This is a genomic window from Massilia sp. Root335 (assembly GCF_001425685.1).
Lineage (GTDB): Bacteria > Pseudomonadota > Gammaproteobacteria > Burkholderiales > Burkholderiaceae_D > Telluria > Telluria luteola.
The window spans coordinates 95562-110731 of sequence record NZ_LMCY01000004.1; the positions used below are offsets into that span (position 1 = coordinate 95562).

Here is a 15170-nt window from a genome sequence, read left to right on the forward strand (position 1 = left end):
TCAGTCGTCGTGTCCGGCTTCGTTCTTGCCGAGGTCGGCCTTGAGCAGGAAGCTGCCGCCGGACGCATAGGTGCTGCCGGGCGCCAGCCCCCGCACGATCTCGGTCCGCTTGCCGTCGGACCGTCCGGGCACGACGTCGCGCGCCTGGAATCCGGCCGCCGTGCGGACGAACACGACGCTGTGCTCGTGGATCGTCTGGATGGCGTCGCTGGCCACCGTCACCGGAACCTGTGCCTGCGGCCCCATCAGGTCGACGCTCGCCAGCATGCCCGGCCGCAGCCGCGCGTCGCGGTTGGCCAACACGATGCGCGCCGTCGCCATGCGCGTCGTCTCGCCCAGGACGGGGCCGACGAAGGAGACAACGCCGTCGATCTCGTCCGGCTGCGTGCCCACGCTGACCTTCGCCGCCATGCCCGTGCCCACCTGGCCCAGGCTGTCGGCCGGCACCGCGGCCTCGATCCACACGTGCGCGAGATCGGCGATCGTCAGCAGGGATGTCATCGCGTCGACGGCCTGGCCCGCCACGGCCGGTTTCTCGACGACGACGCCGGCGATCGGCGCGCGCACCGTCACGCTGCCCGATACGGCATCACCCCCGATGCCGAGGGCGAGTAGATGCTGCGCCGCGGCCTGCACGGCGATCTCGGCTTCCTTCACGGCCGTCGCGGCGGCCTCGACGTCCTGGCGGGCGGAGATGCGCTCATCCCACAGCATTTTTTCGCGCCGATACGTCGTGCGCGCGAGCGCGAGGCGCTGGCGCGCGCTCGCGGCGTCGGCGCGCCATTGCGCCACGGATGGACTGCGGATCGTCACGAGCGCCTGGCCCTGGCGGACGACGCTGCCGGCCGACACGAGCACGGCGTGCACGATGCCCGGCGCGGGAGACGCCAGCGCGACGGTCCGTTCGGCATCGATCTTGACTTGCGCGGGCAGGTGCAGCCGCTGCCGCAACGTGGCCGGGCCGGCCGTGTCGAGGGCGATGCCGTTGGCCTTGATGTGCGCATCCGTCATCGCGATGCCGCGTTCGCCGGCATCGGCGTCGGCTTCGGCGGGCGCGGTGCCTGCGTCCGCGCCGCGATCGTCGTGGCCGTGCGCGTCCTGTAGTCTGGCGGGGGCCGTGCCGTTGCGCGTGAAAAGCATCAGGGCGGCAAGGAGGAGGGCGAGCGCGCACAGCAGCGCGATCGCCAGTTTCTGTTTCTGCGTCATGGTGTTCTCTTCAATGTTGTTCGATGGGGCCGGCGAGGCGTTCGATGTCGGCGTAGGCGCGCCAGGCATCGTCGAGGCTGTCCCACTGGCGCGACTGCGCCTGGAACCAGGTGCGCTGCGCGTCGAGCACATCCAGGAAGGTAAATTTTCCGTATTCAAAACCCTTCAGCGTCTGCTCGTACGCGGCCTGCGCATTCGGCACGACGTCGCGGCGCAGCAGCAGGACTTCGTTCCGGGCCGCCTCGTAGCGGGTGTGGGCGGCCGTCAATGCCGCAGCCGTCTCGATCTGGGCGGCAGCCAGTTCCTCGCCGGCCTGGTCGGTACGGCGCAAGGCCGCGCGCAAGGCATCCTCGTTGCGGTTGAACAGGGGCAGCGGCATGGACAGGCCGACGACGGCCTGGCGCCGGCCGATCTGGTCATCCCGTTTCGTGCCGACGGACAAGGTGACGTCGGGCATGCGCGCCGCCCGCTCGACGTCCGCCTGGGCCTGCCGGGCCGAGACCTGGCCGCGCGCGCGCCGGACGGCGACCGCATCGCCGGCCCGGGCCAGCAACGCGGCGAGGGGTTCGACGTCCGGCAGGCGGTCGTCGTCGTCCGCGAGCACGATGGTCGACGATGGCCGGCCGATCAGCGCGCCCAGCCTGGTCCGGGCGATCGCCTGCGCCGCCGTCGCCTGGGTGAACGCGGTCGTGGCGTCGACGGCGGCAAGGCGGGCCCGCGTCTCGTCGATCGGCGAGATTTTTCCGGCCGCCACGCGCTTGCCCGCCACGTCGACGGTCTTGCGCGCAACGTCGGTCAATGCCTGCGCGAGCGCCAGCCGGTGTCCGGCGCCCAGGACATCGTGATAGGCGGCGATGACATCGGCACGTATGGCCTGGCGCCGCGCGAGCGACTCGATGCGCGCCTGGCCGGCTGCTTCTTGCGCGAGGGCGACGCGGGCCCGGCGTTTATTGCCGAGCTCGATCGGCTGGTCGATCTGCACGGTGGTCGTGCGCGTGCCCGCCTGCCGGCCTTCGCGCAGATACGACAGTTCGGGATTCGGGAAGCGGTCGGCCTGGCCGACCAGTGCTGCGCTGGCCTCGGCTTCATAAAAGGCCGCGCGTGCGGCGGGCTGGTCCAGAGCGAGACGGATCGCTGTGGACAAGGCGATGGATGCGGTGTCCGGCGCCGCAACCCGCACGGGCTCGGCGCCGCAGCGCCATGCCAGTGCGGATGCGACGACGAGCACCGCCAAATATTTGGATGTGTTCATGCGTGCTCCTGAAGATGGTCGATTCAGGCGCGCGGTGGTTGTGAGGCATCAAGCCTCCGGATCAAAGCCGCGCGCGGTCAGGCGGCGGCGGACCATTTCGGCCGTTCGGGACGGCTTGCGGGCGGAGCGGTGAGAAAAGGCGGGAAAAACGCGATGTCCGACGCGTGGCGGCGGTCGGCCGGTATGACGACGAACTGTGCGGGCAGGCAGGCCGTATGTCCGAATGTGCAGGCCGCGCAATGCGGGTCGGTCAGCGAGGCGCCGTCGTCGTCGGCCAGGAACACGGTGTCGGCGCCGGTCACCACGCTGTGATGGCTGACGCCGGCGGGGGTCATCGCGCAGCACTTGTCCGCCACGGCCAGGGCGACCTGGAATGGATAGACCAGCAGCAGCACGATGAGGATCAGGCGACGCATGACGCGATGATACCGCATGTGCGCCCGGACCAGTTTTCGAAGGATAAATATTGCCCTTTATTACGAATTGGAATTGGATTGAGCTAAATGAGCAGCCTCAATAGATCACGGGAATAAGGTTGGGTTCGCCATCGTTCTGCATATACCTTTAACGGGAGGGTTTTATTCAGGCCGCCGCTGCGCTGAATAATTCCCGACATAAATGATTGAACTCGCTGGAGGGTCGCTGTAATGAAAAGCGCACATATGCTTTGCGGACTTTTTATATTGGGAACTTTGTCCGCCTGTTGTAATCCACCGCTGGTGGCGACGATCGACGTCCCGAAATTGCCGCAGCAGGCGTCGAATTGGTGTTGGGCAGCCAGTGGCGAAATGACCATGCGCTTCCTGGGCCATGACGTCGCCCAATGCGTGGAAGCGAATAACCGTTTCGGTCTGACGACGTGCTGCGTCAATAATTCCGGGAGCTGCAATAACGGCGGCTGGCCGGAATACGAGAAATACAGTTTTTCGGCCGATCAAACCTCCGATACCGCCCTCACGTTCAGCCAGATCAAATCGCAGATTTATTGCAGTAAAAGACCGATCGCATTCAGCTGGCATTGGCTCGGCGGCGGCGGCCACATGATGGTCGTAAAAGGCTATTTCACCGTCGATGGCGTCCAGTGGGTGGACGTCAACGATCCCGAACCTTATACGGACCTCAATACGCTGGTCGGCGGCACCGAAACCCTCATGACGTATGCCAATTACGTCAGCCGTGCCGGCGACCACACCCACTGGAACGACTATTACAACATCACGTACAAAGGTGACTGACATGCGCAAATTTCCTTTCGCGTTGATCGTTGCGATGGCCTGCGCCCTGGGCGGATGCCAGACGAGCCAACCCCGTCCCAGCAACAGCGGGACGACCGCCGCGCAGCACGGCCTGGCCACGCTCAGGCAGGTCGTCAACGCCGGCAACTATGCGTCGCTGGGCTTCGACTCGCTCGACGAGGTGCGCAAGGCAACACTCGGCGAACCGCTGCAGGTCTACCAGGTCCGGCTCGACGCCCTGCGCGCCTTTACCGAGCAGACCAATCCGGAAACGTTGCTCGTCGATATCCGGCGCGACCTGTACCCGGTCAAGGTTGGCGACCGCGTGGCCACGTCCATCTTCGTCATCGGATCGCGCGAGGGCTGGCGCGCGTCCGAGCTGGGCAACGCGGCCGTGGCGCGGCTCGTCAGCCGCTATCGTCATGGCGCCGCCGATTTCGTCGTGCACGTGCCCGCGATGAAAGCGTATTTCGTCGCCGACCGCGTGGAAGGCAAGCTCCTGCTGACGCCCGTCATGGACGACCCGCGTACCAAGCTCAGGGCCGGGGAAACGTTGCCGGCGGACGTCGTCTTCCTCCAGCTCAAGGCCGCGTCCGACGGGTACAACGGGTTGCCGCAGTAACAGCGGTAACAGCACGCAACGCCGTCACCCGCTGATCTGGCGGAACGGGTCGAAAGCGAGATCGATCAGGCGGCGCTTGCGCACGACGATTTCGGCGCTGGCCGTCATGCCGTAGCGCAGCGGGTAGGACGTGTCGCCCACCGTGTAGTGGTCGCGGTCGAGGGCGATGCGGCCTTCGTACACGGGCAATCTCGTCTGCGGCGAGGCCCGGGTCGCCGGTGCGATGGTCTGCAGCGTGCCCTCGATGATGCCGTAGCGCTGGTAGGGAAAGGCGTTGAACTTGACCTGCACGGGCAGGCCCTCGCGCAGGAAGGCGCGGTCCTGCTCGGCGATCTCGATCTTGAGGATGGGCCGCGTGTTCTTCGGCACGATACCGCCCAGCGGCGTGTTGGCCTGGATCTTGTCGCCGGGCTGGGTCGACGTCACCTCCGTGATCACCCCGTCCACGGGCGCGAGGATGCGCAGGAAGTTGTCCTTGTCGATGTTCTCGAACTGGATGCGCGACGCCGCGTCCGCCACGAGCCGCGCCGTCTGCACCTGCAATCGCAACTTTTCCTCGACGTTGGTGGCCTCGCGCGTGGCGGCTTCGTATTGCAGGCGCAGGCTGGCCAGCTGCTGGCCGCTCGTTTCGAGCTGCGACCGGGCCTCCGTCGTTTCCTGGCCCTGGCGCGCGGCGAGTTCGCTCACGCGCGATTCGGCCACGCGTACCGCGTTCTCGGCCGCCTGCAGCGCGTTCTTCTTGCCTTCCACCTGCAGCTGCGAGACGCCGCCGCCCCCGGGCAGCGCGAACAGGCGCTCGTACTTGGCGGCCTCGTTGCGCGCCGCATCCCGTGCGCGGCGCGCGTCTTCCAGGTTAGTCCGCGCTTCCTGCGACTGCGCGCGCTGCCCTTCGGCGAGCCGGCTCGTGCCTTCGGCCAGGCGGCGCCCGTGCTGGCGTTCCTCCGTGTCCATCGCTTCCTTGAGCGCGGCCACCCGCTGGTCCAGCAGGGCTTTCTTTTGCGGGAATTCCTTCCATTCGCGTTCCGCGTCTTCCAGTTTCAGGCGCGCCTCGAGCGCATTGCGCGCGGCCTCGATGGCGCCGCGCGCATACAGCCGCGCCACCACGTCGCCCTTGAGCACCGGCTGCCCCTCGGCGATGTAGATGTTGGCCAGTTCGCCGTCGATCGGCGCGTACAGGCGCCGCACTTCGGATGCCGGCACCAGGGTGCCCGGCGCCATCACCAGCACGTCGGCGCGGCCGAAGAACGACCACGCCAGGCCGACGAGCACCAGCGCCACCATCACGTAGATCGCCAGGTGCATATAGCGCGCCGGCGCGGCCGTCAGGATGCCGATGCCTTCGTCGCTGTGGTCTTCCAGCGCGCCGATCAGGGGCCGCAGCGGATGATCATTCGTTGCCATCGCCGCCTCCCGCCAGCGCCAGCTTGCGCAGGTCGCTGGCCGCCTGCGCATAGGTGTCGCGAAACGCCGGCACGTACGCCGAGATGGTCGCGAACGCGCGCTGGTGCGCCTGCTGATCGTCCTGCCATTGGCGCAGGATGCGGCGCACGCGCGCGCCGTCGGCCGGATTGCGGACCGGCGCGTCCGCGCCGCCGCGCGCGCGCGCAAACTGCTCGACGTCGCCGACCCAGGCGATTTCCGCCACCAGGGGACTCGCGTCGGCATTGTTGCGGCTCAGGTGCCGCATGCGCGCCACGGCCTGCGCCGCGCGGTCGAACCGTTGCGCCTTCAGGTCCGCCATCCACTGCGGCAGTTCGGCTTTCAATAACGCTTCCGTGCCGAGCGACTTGACGTCGGCATTGTCCGGATCGCGCGCGAGGCGATCGTCGGCCAGCCGGGCGGCGGTGGCGAAATCGCCGCCGTCGACCAATCCCTGCAACGCACGCTCCGGCGCGCCCGCCATGCGAAACAACAGCACGACCGCCACCGCCAGCGCGCCGAGCCCGGCCAGCCAGCGGCGCAGGCGTGCCTGGTCGGCGTCGCCGGCCGCGCCCAGCGCTTCCAGGAGGCCGGCCGCCATCAATGCGGCCTTGCCGCGCGCGCCCCCGGGTGGTTCCGCGCCGGCGGCGGGCGCCATCCCGGCCGGATTCACCTCGTCCTCCTGGACCGCGGCCTGGTCGGCGCAAAAGATGTCGAGGAAGGAATTGGCGGAGGCGACGAACGTCGTATGGTCCGTCTCATCCGCCGTGGCCGGAGGCGACGTCGGGAACATGACCCGGGTGACGGTCGGCTCGGGCCCGGCGCGCTCCCATTGCAGGCGCACGCGATAGACGAAGTGGTGGCCGCCGAACGCGAGCACGTCGCCGTCCTCGAGGGCGTGTGCATGCTCGTCGAGCCGGACCGCGCCGATGAAGGTGCCGTTGGTGCTGCCCAGGTCTTCCACGTACGGCACACCAGCCTTGAGGAACAAATGGGCATGGCGGCGCGACAGATAGCCGACCTGGTGCGGTTCCTTTTCCTTGTAGCGGGAGAATGCGTCGTCGACCTTGCTGATCAGGAAGGGAAAACGGGTGACGACGATGGGTTCCAGCCCGAGTTCCGGCCGCTCCGGTTCGAGCGTGAGGCTGGCGAGCCGCGCAACGGGCGCTTCGGCGCGCGCGGCCGCCTGCAGGCGCACGCGAAAGGCCAGCACGCGCGCCAGGCCGACCTCGTCGCCGTCATGCAGCCGCACGATGGTTTGCCGCACCGGTACGCCGTTGACGGTGGTGCCGTTCTTGCTGCCCAGGTCCGCCAGATAGGCGTCGCCGCCCTCGACGAAGATGCGCGCGTGCCGGCGCGACAGATCGGCCACGATGTCGGGCGGGTAGCCGGCGAACGGCTGCTCGGTGCGGCCGATGGCGAACAGGCCGTCGTCGATGGCGACCGGGCCGAGCTCCGGATGGCTCAGCGGTTCGAGCACGATCCCGACGCGCTGGGCAGGTGGCGCGTGCATCTTGCTCACCAGGGCGTCGTCAGGTGCCATCGGGCCGTCTTTCAGTGGCGCGCCGCATCGGCCACCTCCACGGGCGGCCAGCCGCCGCCCAGCGCCTTGTACAAGGTCACGGTATCGGACAGGATCTGCTGCTGGTTGGCCAGCAGCGCCAGCTGCGCGCCGAGCAGGGAGCGCTCGGTCTCGAACACTTCCAGCTGCGACGCCACGCCTTCCTTGCGCTGCTCGTCCGTGGTGGTGGCCACCAGGCGCAACTGGTCGACCTGCTGCTGCAGCTCGGCGCGCTGCTTCTTGTGCGCCTCGAGGTTGACCAGCGCGTTTTCGACATCCTCGAACGCGGCCATGACGGTCTGCCGATAAGCCTGCTCGGCCACCTTCGTTTGCGCCTCGCTCGTTTTGACGTGCGCCTTCACACCTGGATCGAAGATGGGGAAATTAATGCTGGGCAGCAGCCCGAACGTAAACGATTTCAACAGCGAGGACAGCGCGAAGCTGGACGTGCCGCCGCGCCCCGTCAGGCTGATCGACGGCAGTTGCGCCAGCTTGGCCTGGCCCGTCAGGTCGTACGCTTCCAGCACGCGGTACTCGGCCGCGACGACGTCGGGCCGGCGCTTGAGCAGCTGCGACGGCAGGCCGCCCGGCACCTCCGGCACCCGCACCCGTTCCTGCAGGCGGCCGGCCGGCACCCGGAAATCGCCGGCCGGCACGCCGATCAATGTGGCCAGCGCATTACCCGCCAGCGCGCGCAAGCGCTGCAATTCGATCAGCTCCGTGGAGAGGCGGTTGACCTCGGCCGACTGCTGCAGCACGCGCGTGTGCGGGATGAGGCCGTTCTGCTCCATTGCCTGATACGTGGCCAGAATGTCGCGGTTCCTGGCCAGCGTCTGCTGCTGCTGCTCGATCTGCTCGTCGAATTGCAGGATCTGGAAATAGGTCGTCGACACGTCCGACACGAGTTTCAGGTAACCGGCCCGCCAGTCGGCCTCCGTGGCGGAGAACTCGGCCTTTTGCGCCTGCACGCCCTTCTCGACCTTGCCCCAGATGTCGATGTCCCAGTTGGTTTGGGTGGCGAGGTTGAACTGCTTGGTGAACGGCTGCCCCGTGACCTTTTCGAAGCTCGCGCCCGCGCCCGCGTCGAGGGTCGGCAACGCGCCGGCGCGCGCTTCTCCGATCTGCGCATTGGCCACGCCGATGCGCGCGGCGAGCACGGCCAGGTCGAAGTTGCCGGCGAGCGCACGGCCCACGAGCTGGTCGAGGTAGGGGTCGTGGAATTCGTGCCACCAGTCCGGGACGATCAGCTCGGTCTTGGACAACGGCAGCGTCGCGGAGTTCGACCATGCCGTCTTGGCCGGCACCGACGGCTGCGCGTACGGGCGCATGCTGACGTCGGCGCAGGCGGCGAGCAGCAGGGCGGCCACGATGCAAAGAAGGCGCGCGAGCATCATGTCCCCGCCGCTTGCACCATCCACGCGTGGGCGTCGACGAACACCTGGAACAGCCGCGCATCGATATGCCCGGCATCGCACTCCTCGTGCATCAGGTCCAGCGCCTGTTCCACTGGCATGGCCTTCTTGTACGGCCGGTCGCCGGCCGTGAGCGCGTCGTAGATGTCGCAGATCGTCAGGATGCGCGTCTGGATGCTGATCTGCGGCCCGCGCAGGCCCGACGGGTAGCCCGATCCGTCCAGCTTTTCGTGGTGGCCGTGGGCGATCGCGGGCACGCCGGCCAGGTCGCGCGTCCACGGGATCAGGACGAGGAAGGAATACGAATCCACCACGTGCTCCTCGATCTGGCGCCGTTCGTCCGCCGTCAGGCAGCCTTTGGGGATGCTCAGCGCCGCGGCCTCGTGGTCCTCGAGCAGGACCAGCGGCTGGCCGTCCGGGTCGTGGCAGCCGTAATGGACGATGTCGCGCAGGTCGGGCAGCGTGCTGCTGCGCGAGATCGCGGGCTCGTTGGCGCAGCGGATCGTGGCCAGGAAGCCGTCGAGCCGGACCGCTTCCTCGGCCAGGCGCGCGTCCGCCTGCGCCTTTTCGGCGCGGAACGTCGCCGCAGTCCAGCCTTCGTCGATGTGGCGCTGCGCCAGCGATAAGTAGGCCTGGCGCTCCAGGCAGGCACGCGCGTACAAAAAGCGCTGTTCCAGCAGGCGCATGTCGGCGTGGTGCAGCTTTTTTTCCTTGCGCAGCACGTGCTCGCGCACGCCGACCTTGCCGAAGTCGTGCAGCAGCGCGGCGTAGCGGATCTCGCGCAACTGCTCGCGCGTAAAAGCGATGCGGCGCAGCTGGGGGTCGTCGGCGCGGTCGAGCGCCGTCGCGAGGCGTTCGGCGTAGCCCGCCACGCGGAACGAGTGGCCGGCCGTGACCGGATCGCGTTCCTCGATCGCCTGCACGGAGGCGCGCACGAAGCCGTCGAGCAGGCGTTCGATGTCGGAGTACAACTGGAAATTCTTGAGCGCGACGGCCGTTTCCGCGCACACGCCCGTGAGCAGTTCGAGGTCGGCGTCCTGGAAGGCGCGCGGGTCGGACGAGCTGTCGACCTGGATCAGCCCCAGCACTTCATCGCCGACGATCAGCGGCGCGCACATGACGCTGCGGATGGCCTGGGCGACGATCGAATCCTGCGCCGCGAAATGGCGGTCGGCCAGCGTGTCGACGGACAGGATGGCGCGCTTGTTGCCCAGCACTTCGTCGACGATCGTATGCGACAGCCGCGCCTGCCTCGGGTCCTCGACCATGCCGTTCCTGCGCCGCGCCGCCACCGGCACGGGCGGATCGCGTTCGTTCTGGCGCAGCAGGATGAAGGCGCGCTCGGCCAGCGGGAACAGGTCAAAAATAAAATTCATGATCTTTTCGGTGAGCGTCGCGCGGTCGGTGACGGCGCCCAGCGCGATGCTGACCTGGGCCATCGCGTGCAGCTTGAGGACCGATTTTTCCAGCTCGCCGCGGGGCGCGTCGCGCGGGTCCGACGCGGGCACCGGCGCGGACGGCATGGGCACGTACTGCGTGGCGTCGACGGACTTGCGGATCACCGTCGGCATGCTGGCGGCGCTCGGGGCGACGAGCGAGCGGAACACGAGCTGGGTGGACGCGAGCGCCAATTCGGCGCCGTCGTCCAGCGCGCGCCACGAACCGGGCTGCAGGCGCTCGCCGTTCACGAAGGTGCCGTTCGACGAGTGCAGGTCCTCGACCAGCCACGCCTCGCCGCGGCGCCGTATGCGCGCGTGGCGGCGGCTGATCGTGTGCAGCGGAATGCACACGAACTGGTCGGACGCGAGCGCATCCTGGCGGTCGCGGCCGATCACGACCTCGTCGTGCAGCGGGAACAGCTGCGCCCTGACCTCGCGGCTGCCGAGCAGCTCGAGATAGGCGCTCGCCCCGCCGCCCGCCGGGGCCAGCTCGGGTGCCGCGGGTACGTTAGGTGCCGGTTCCATCGCCATGCCATCCTCGCCAACGACCACATCGTGCAGTTCGTAGAACTCGTATGACAATGACGCCGCACTACAGTTCGCGGCCGTGCGCATTTGACCGCTCATTTCACGGTAATGGTGATTTTTTTGGACTGGACCGAAGGATCGAACGTGATGTGCCGGTCGTCGCCCATGACGAGCTGCAAGGTGTGCTTGCCGGGCGGGAGTTCGATCGTCGTCTCCGTCTCGCCGGCGCCGAAGTGCAGGTGGTTGCGGTCGTTCGGGATCTCGACGCCCGGTCCGGGCGCGTCCGCGTCGATCAGCAGGTGGTGGTGCCCGGTGTTCGGGAACTTGACGCCTTTCGGCGCGACCCCCATGTTGCGCAGGCCGAACCAGACGCGGATCGGCTTGCCCGCCGATACCACCTGGCCATCGTTGGGCCAGCCGATATACACGTAGGCGTGGGGCGGGGCGGGCGTGGGTTCGGCGGCACGGCCCGGGGCGCCGGCGCAGCAGGCGGCGGCGAGGGCGGCGGCGGCAAGTAGGGTGCGCATCGGAGACTCCTGTTCGCGGTGCCGGCTCACTTGACCGTGACCGTGATCTTCTTCGAATAGACGGGCGGGTCGTGCGGCACGTGGTCCTTGTCGGCCAACAGCAGTTGCAGCGTATGGGGACCGGGCGGCAGCTCGATGCGCGCCTCCGTTTCGCCGGCGCCGAAATGCAGGTGATTGCGGTCGTTCGGCACGGGCTCGTCCATGTTCCTGGGCAGGTCGGTGTCGATCAGCAAGTGGTGGTGGCCCGTCCCGGCGATATCGGTGCCCTTGGGCGCAACGCCCATGTTGCGCAGGCCCATGCGGACCCAGAAGGCGTGGTGGACGACCATGCCGTCGCTGGGCCAGATGAAATACACCTGCGCGTTCTCGGGCGACGGCGTGCGCGCGAGCACCGGCACGGCTTGCAGGACCACCGCGGTCAGCATCAACACAATTGTTTTGCGCATCGTCTTCTCCCGCCCGACGTGCGGGCCGCTGTTCCGGGAGCATCCGTCAAGCGGGGAGTACGGAATCTGCGGCGGCACAAACGTGTGCCGGGCACGATCGCGGCGGCCTGTGGTCTAAGAGGTGTCCTGACATTTGCGGAGATGGCCCGTGTGGATGAGGCTCTTGATCCTGTGCATCCTGCTGGTGACGACGGCGTCGATCGGGACGACCGTCGCGCCGGCCGGCGTGCTGCCGAAGAACAGCGCCGAACAGTTCGAGCTGGCGTTCTGGAACTCCATCAAGGACAGCAAGCAGGCCAGCGACTACGAGGCTTACCTGCAGGCCTATCCCAAGGGCCGCTTCGCCGGCCTGGCGCGGGTGCGCCTGCAGCAGCTGAAGGCGGCGCCGCCGCAGGCCCAGGCGCCGGCGCCACCTGCGGAAGGCAAGCCGGCCGGCACGCAGGAGCAGGCCAGGGCCACCCCGAAACCCCGCCCGGACAAAGCGCCGGCAAAACCGCCGGACAAGACGCGCGCGCCACCCGCGGCCACGCCCGTACCCGGCCCGGCCGGCTCCGTGGCCACGATGAAGGATTGCGACGCCTGCCCGGTGATGGTCGCGCTGTCGCCGCGGCCGTTTACGATGGGCAGCAACAACAGCGATCCGTCCGAGCGCCCGGCGCACAAGGTGGCGCTGCACGCGCCGTTCGCGATCGGCAAGTACGAGGTGACGGTGGGCCAGTGGCGCCAGTGCGTCAAGGGCAGCGTGTGCCCGGCCATGCCGTCGCTGGGCAACGTGCCGGACAACGTGCCGATGCGCGACGTCAGCTGGGACGAGGCGCAGCTCTACCTCAAATGGCTGAGCACGGTGAGCGGCAAGCCGTACCGGCTCCCGACCGAGGCCGAGTGGGAATATGCGGCGCGCGGCGGCACCGCGACCCGCTACTGGTGGGGCAACGAAATGAAAGGGGGCAATTCCAGCTGCGACGGTTGTGGAGACCCGTGGAACGCCGAGCGGCCGCCGCCGGCCGGCAGCTTCGCCGCCAACCCGTTCGGCCTGAACGACATGAACGGCAGCGTGTGGGAATGGGTCCAGGACTGCTGGCACAGTACGTACAAGGGCGCGCCGGAGGACGGCAGCGCCTGGGTCGGCGGGGTGTGCCAGGCGCGCGTCATCCGCGGCGGGTCCTGGCGCGAGAACGGCAGCTATATGCTGTCCACCACGCGCTTCAAATACGACGCCAGCGTGCGCCAGTCGCAGAACGGGTTCCGGGTCGCGCGCTCGCTCGATTGAGCCGCACCCGCCCGCTAGCGCCCGGCGTGCGTCTTGATCGGCAAGAAATCCACGGCGACCGCGCCGGCCCCGTGCGCCTTGACGATCCGGGCCAGCCGGTCGTCCAGCGCGCGCAGGTAGGCCGGCCCCGATTCCGCATCCGGACGGACGCCGTCGAACAGGGGCACCGCCGTCGCCACCAGCACGAGCATCTCCGTGCCGAACGGCGGGCCGATCACCCAGTTGCCGAGGCTGCCGATCGTCGCCGTGTAGCGCGGCGGCGCCAGGTTTTCGCGCGCGGCCGCGTTGGGCAGCAGGTGGACGACGTGGCCGTCGAGGACGAAATAATCGACCGTCACATAGGACTGGTAGTCCGGCGTGGTCACGTCGACCATCAGCGTGTCGCCCGCGGCCAGGTCGCCCCCTTTGCCGCTGCCCGGATTCAGGCGGATCGCCGCGGCGCCGCCGGCCATGCGGTGAGCGGCCCAATAGCGGCCGAGGACGCGCATCAGCGGGCATTCGTCGTCGCCGATCTCGTGCAGCGCCAGGTCGACGCCGCTCACGCCCGCCAGCGCCGCCAGCATTTTTTTGAGACGCGCCGCCCCCACGCTGCGCGCGAGATAGCCCTGCACGCGCACGGCGCGACCGTCGATGGCGGGCACGAGGGCCGAGCACGGCACGCCCGCCAGGACGGCGGACACGGCCGCCAGGGTCGGTGCGGGCGCAGGCGCGGGGACAGGCGCGCGGGCGGGTGCGGGCACGCGGGCGGGCGGTGGGGGCCGCGTCCGGCCGGCGCCGGCGGGCGTACCCGCGACGACGGCGGGCGCCAGCGGCGCCTGCTCGTTGCCGTGGCGCGGCAGCAGCAGGCGCAGCGCGACGAACACGACCAGCGCCGCGGCGCCGGCCGCCAGTGCGGCACCCGTGCCGATCAGCACCGGACGCCGGCGCCGCATGTCGCGCGCCCCGATCTCATTCAGGAAACCGTTGACGGTGGGCGTGCGCGCCTCGCGCCGCAACGCGAGCGCATTGCGCAGCGCGCGCCACTGCCGGTGCCCGAGGCCGGGCGGACGCTGCGGACGCAGCCCCGCATCGCGCGCCTGGATCGCGGACAGGCGATTGAACGGATGGCGGCCCGTCAGCAATTCGTACGTGATGCAGCCGAGCGCGTAGATGTCGTCGCGCGGATCGGGCTCGCGGTTTTCCAGCATCTCCGGGCTCGCATAGGCCGGCGTCAGCGCGCCCAGACTGCCGGGATCGAACACGGTCACGTCCGCATCCTCTTCCGCTTTCTGGAACACGCGCGCGATGCCGAAGTCGATGACCTTGACGCCGCCGGCGTCCGTCAGGATCACGTTGGCCGGCTTGAAGTCGCAGTGGACGAAGCCGCGCTCGTGCGCGTAGGCGAGCGCCTTGCCCATGCCGCACACGATGTCGAGGGCGTCGTCGAACGGCAGGGCGCGGAAATCGGGCGCGCGCAGCAACTGGCTGAGCGATTTACCCGACAGGTATTCCATCGTGATGTAGACCATCGCCCCGTCACGGTCGAAGTCGTACACGGCCACGATGTTCGGATGGGCCAGCGCCTGCGCCTTGCGCGCTTCCCGCTGCAGGGCGATCAGCGACTTGGGGTGGCCCTGGAACTGCACGTTCAGCACCTTGATGGCGATATAGGGATGGCGGTCGGATGCCTCCAGCTTGCGCAGGTCGAGCGCCTTGTAGACGGTGCCCATGCCGCCGAAGCCGACACACTCCTCGAGCACGAAGCGGCCGTTGAGCGTATCGCCGACGCCCTTCATGCGCTCGGCCGGCGCGCCGGGCTGGCCGCCCGCGATGCCGGCGGGCTGCGTCGGCGGCTGCACGGGCTTGGTCTGGACATAGGTTTCCTCGTCGCCCACGCGCTGCCGCTGGCGCGCCTCGATCGCCTGCGCGATGCGGCGCTCGACTTCGCCGTAGACCTCGGCCGGCAGCGGCGCGTGGCGGTGGACCTCGTTGAGCGTCTTGAGCAGGCTCGATACGCTCTCGGGCGTATCGGCCAGCAGGCGATCGACGCGCGCCAGCATCTCGGCTTGTCCGAGGCTGCCGCTCTGGAACTGGTGAAGGGTGTCGGCCAGGTTGTCCATGTCGTCGTCGTGGTCGAGCGCGCGCGGCGCCTCTTCCTCAGACACTTGCGTGGTACGCAAATTCACCGAACCGGCAGTGTGTTGTTCCCGGCCAAACGGCGTTGCGGCAGGTGTTGGTCCGAACCCACCGGATACGCCATCAAAACCCGTTCCG

At 68.6% G+C, this 15170-nt stretch carries 13 protein-coding genes; 3 read left to right on the forward strand and 10 right to left on the reverse strand.

What is annotated here, in order from left to right:
* From ASC93_RS03695 to ASC93_RS03705, 3 genes are all read right to left on the reverse strand, one after another.
* Complete coding sequence (locus tag ASC93_RS03695; RefSeq protein ID WP_056437253.1) at positions 1 to 1206, reverse strand: efflux RND transporter periplasmic adaptor subunit; 1206 nt, start codon at positions 1204 to 1206, stop codon at positions 1 to 3.
* Between the two features lie 10 nt (positions 1207 to 1216).
* Positions 1217 to 2458, reverse strand: a complete 1242-nt coding sequence (locus tag ASC93_RS03700; RefSeq protein WP_056437256.1) for a TolC family protein — start codon at positions 2456 to 2458, stop codon at positions 1217 to 1219.
* Positions 2459 to 2535: 77 nt separating this feature from the next.
* Complete coding sequence (locus tag ASC93_RS03705; protein WP_056437259.1) at positions 2536 to 2874, reverse strand: hypothetical protein; 339 nt, start codon at positions 2872 to 2874, stop codon at positions 2536 to 2538.
* 231 nt (positions 2875 to 3105) lie between these two features.
* Here ASC93_RS03705 and ASC93_RS03710 point away from each other — a divergent pair, with 231 nt between their 5' ends.
* Both ASC93_RS03710 and ASC93_RS03715 read left to right on the forward strand, forming a co-directional pair.
* Positions 3106 to 3693: a papain-like cysteine protease family protein gene (locus ASC93_RS03710; RefSeq protein ID WP_082547747.1), complete on the forward strand. Its 588-nt coding sequence runs from the start codon at positions 3106 to 3108 to the stop codon at positions 3691 to 3693.
* Between the two features lies 1 nt (position 3694).
* On the forward strand, positions 3695 to 4315 hold the full coding sequence (locus tag ASC93_RS03715) for a hypothetical protein (protein ID WP_056437264.1): 621 nt from the start codon (positions 3695 to 3697) through the stop codon (positions 4313 to 4315).
* A 24-nt stretch (positions 4316 to 4339) separates the two neighbouring features.
* Here ASC93_RS03715 and ASC93_RS03720 read toward each other — a convergent pair whose 3' ends face one another.
* The 6 genes from ASC93_RS03720 to ASC93_RS03745 all read right to left on the reverse strand — a co-directional run bounded on the left by ASC93_RS03720 (position 4340) and on the right by ASC93_RS03745 (position 11626).
* Complete coding sequence (locus ASC93_RS03720) at positions 4340 to 5716, reverse strand: HlyD family efflux transporter periplasmic adaptor subunit (protein WP_056437266.1); 1377 nt, start codon at positions 5714 to 5716, stop codon at positions 4340 to 4342.
* On the reverse strand, positions 5703 to 7277 hold the full coding sequence (locus tag ASC93_RS03725) for an FHA domain-containing protein (protein ID WP_056437269.1): 1575 nt from the start codon (positions 7275 to 7277) through the stop codon (positions 5703 to 5705). Before ASC93_RS03725 ends, ASC93_RS03720 begins: the two co-directional genes overlap by 14 nt.
* An 11-nt stretch (positions 7278 to 7288) precedes the next feature.
* Positions 7289 to 8689, reverse strand: a complete 1401-nt coding sequence (locus ASC93_RS03730) for an efflux transporter outer membrane subunit (protein WP_056437273.1) — start codon at positions 8687 to 8689, stop codon at positions 7289 to 7291.
* A complete protein-coding gene (locus ASC93_RS03735) occupies positions 8686 to 10671 on the reverse strand; it encodes an HD domain-containing phosphohydrolase (protein WP_082547762.1) in 1986 nt (661 codons plus the stop codon). Before ASC93_RS03735 ends, ASC93_RS03730 begins: the two co-directional genes overlap by 4 nt.
* A 98-nt stretch (positions 10672 to 10769) precedes the next feature.
* Positions 10770 to 11201 (reverse strand): DUF4399 domain-containing protein, encoded by a 432-nt coding sequence (locus tag ASC93_RS03740; protein ID WP_056437275.1) that lies wholly within the window; start codon positions 11199 to 11201, stop codon positions 10770 to 10772.
* Positions 11202 to 11227: 26 nt separating this feature from the next.
* Complete coding sequence (locus ASC93_RS03745; RefSeq protein ID WP_082547748.1) at positions 11228 to 11626, reverse strand: DUF4399 domain-containing protein; 399 nt, start codon at positions 11624 to 11626, stop codon at positions 11228 to 11230.
* A gap of 175 nt (positions 11627 to 11801) precedes the next feature.
* Here ASC93_RS03745 and ASC93_RS03750 point away from each other — a divergent pair, with 175 nt between their 5' ends.
* Entirely contained in the window at positions 11802 to 12917 is a 1116-nt protein-coding gene (locus ASC93_RS03750; RefSeq protein ID WP_082547749.1) for a formylglycine-generating enzyme family protein, read from the forward strand.
* A 14-nt stretch (positions 12918 to 12931) separates the two neighbouring features.
* On the opposite strand, the gene ASC93_RS03755 is transcribed toward ASC93_RS03750, so the two are convergent.
* Positions 12932 to 15061, reverse strand: coding sequence for a serine/threonine protein kinase (locus ASC93_RS03755; RefSeq protein ID WP_229412589.1), 2130 nt, complete (start codon positions 15059 to 15061; stop codon positions 12932 to 12934).
* Between the last annotated feature and the right edge of the window lie 109 nt (positions 15062 to 15170).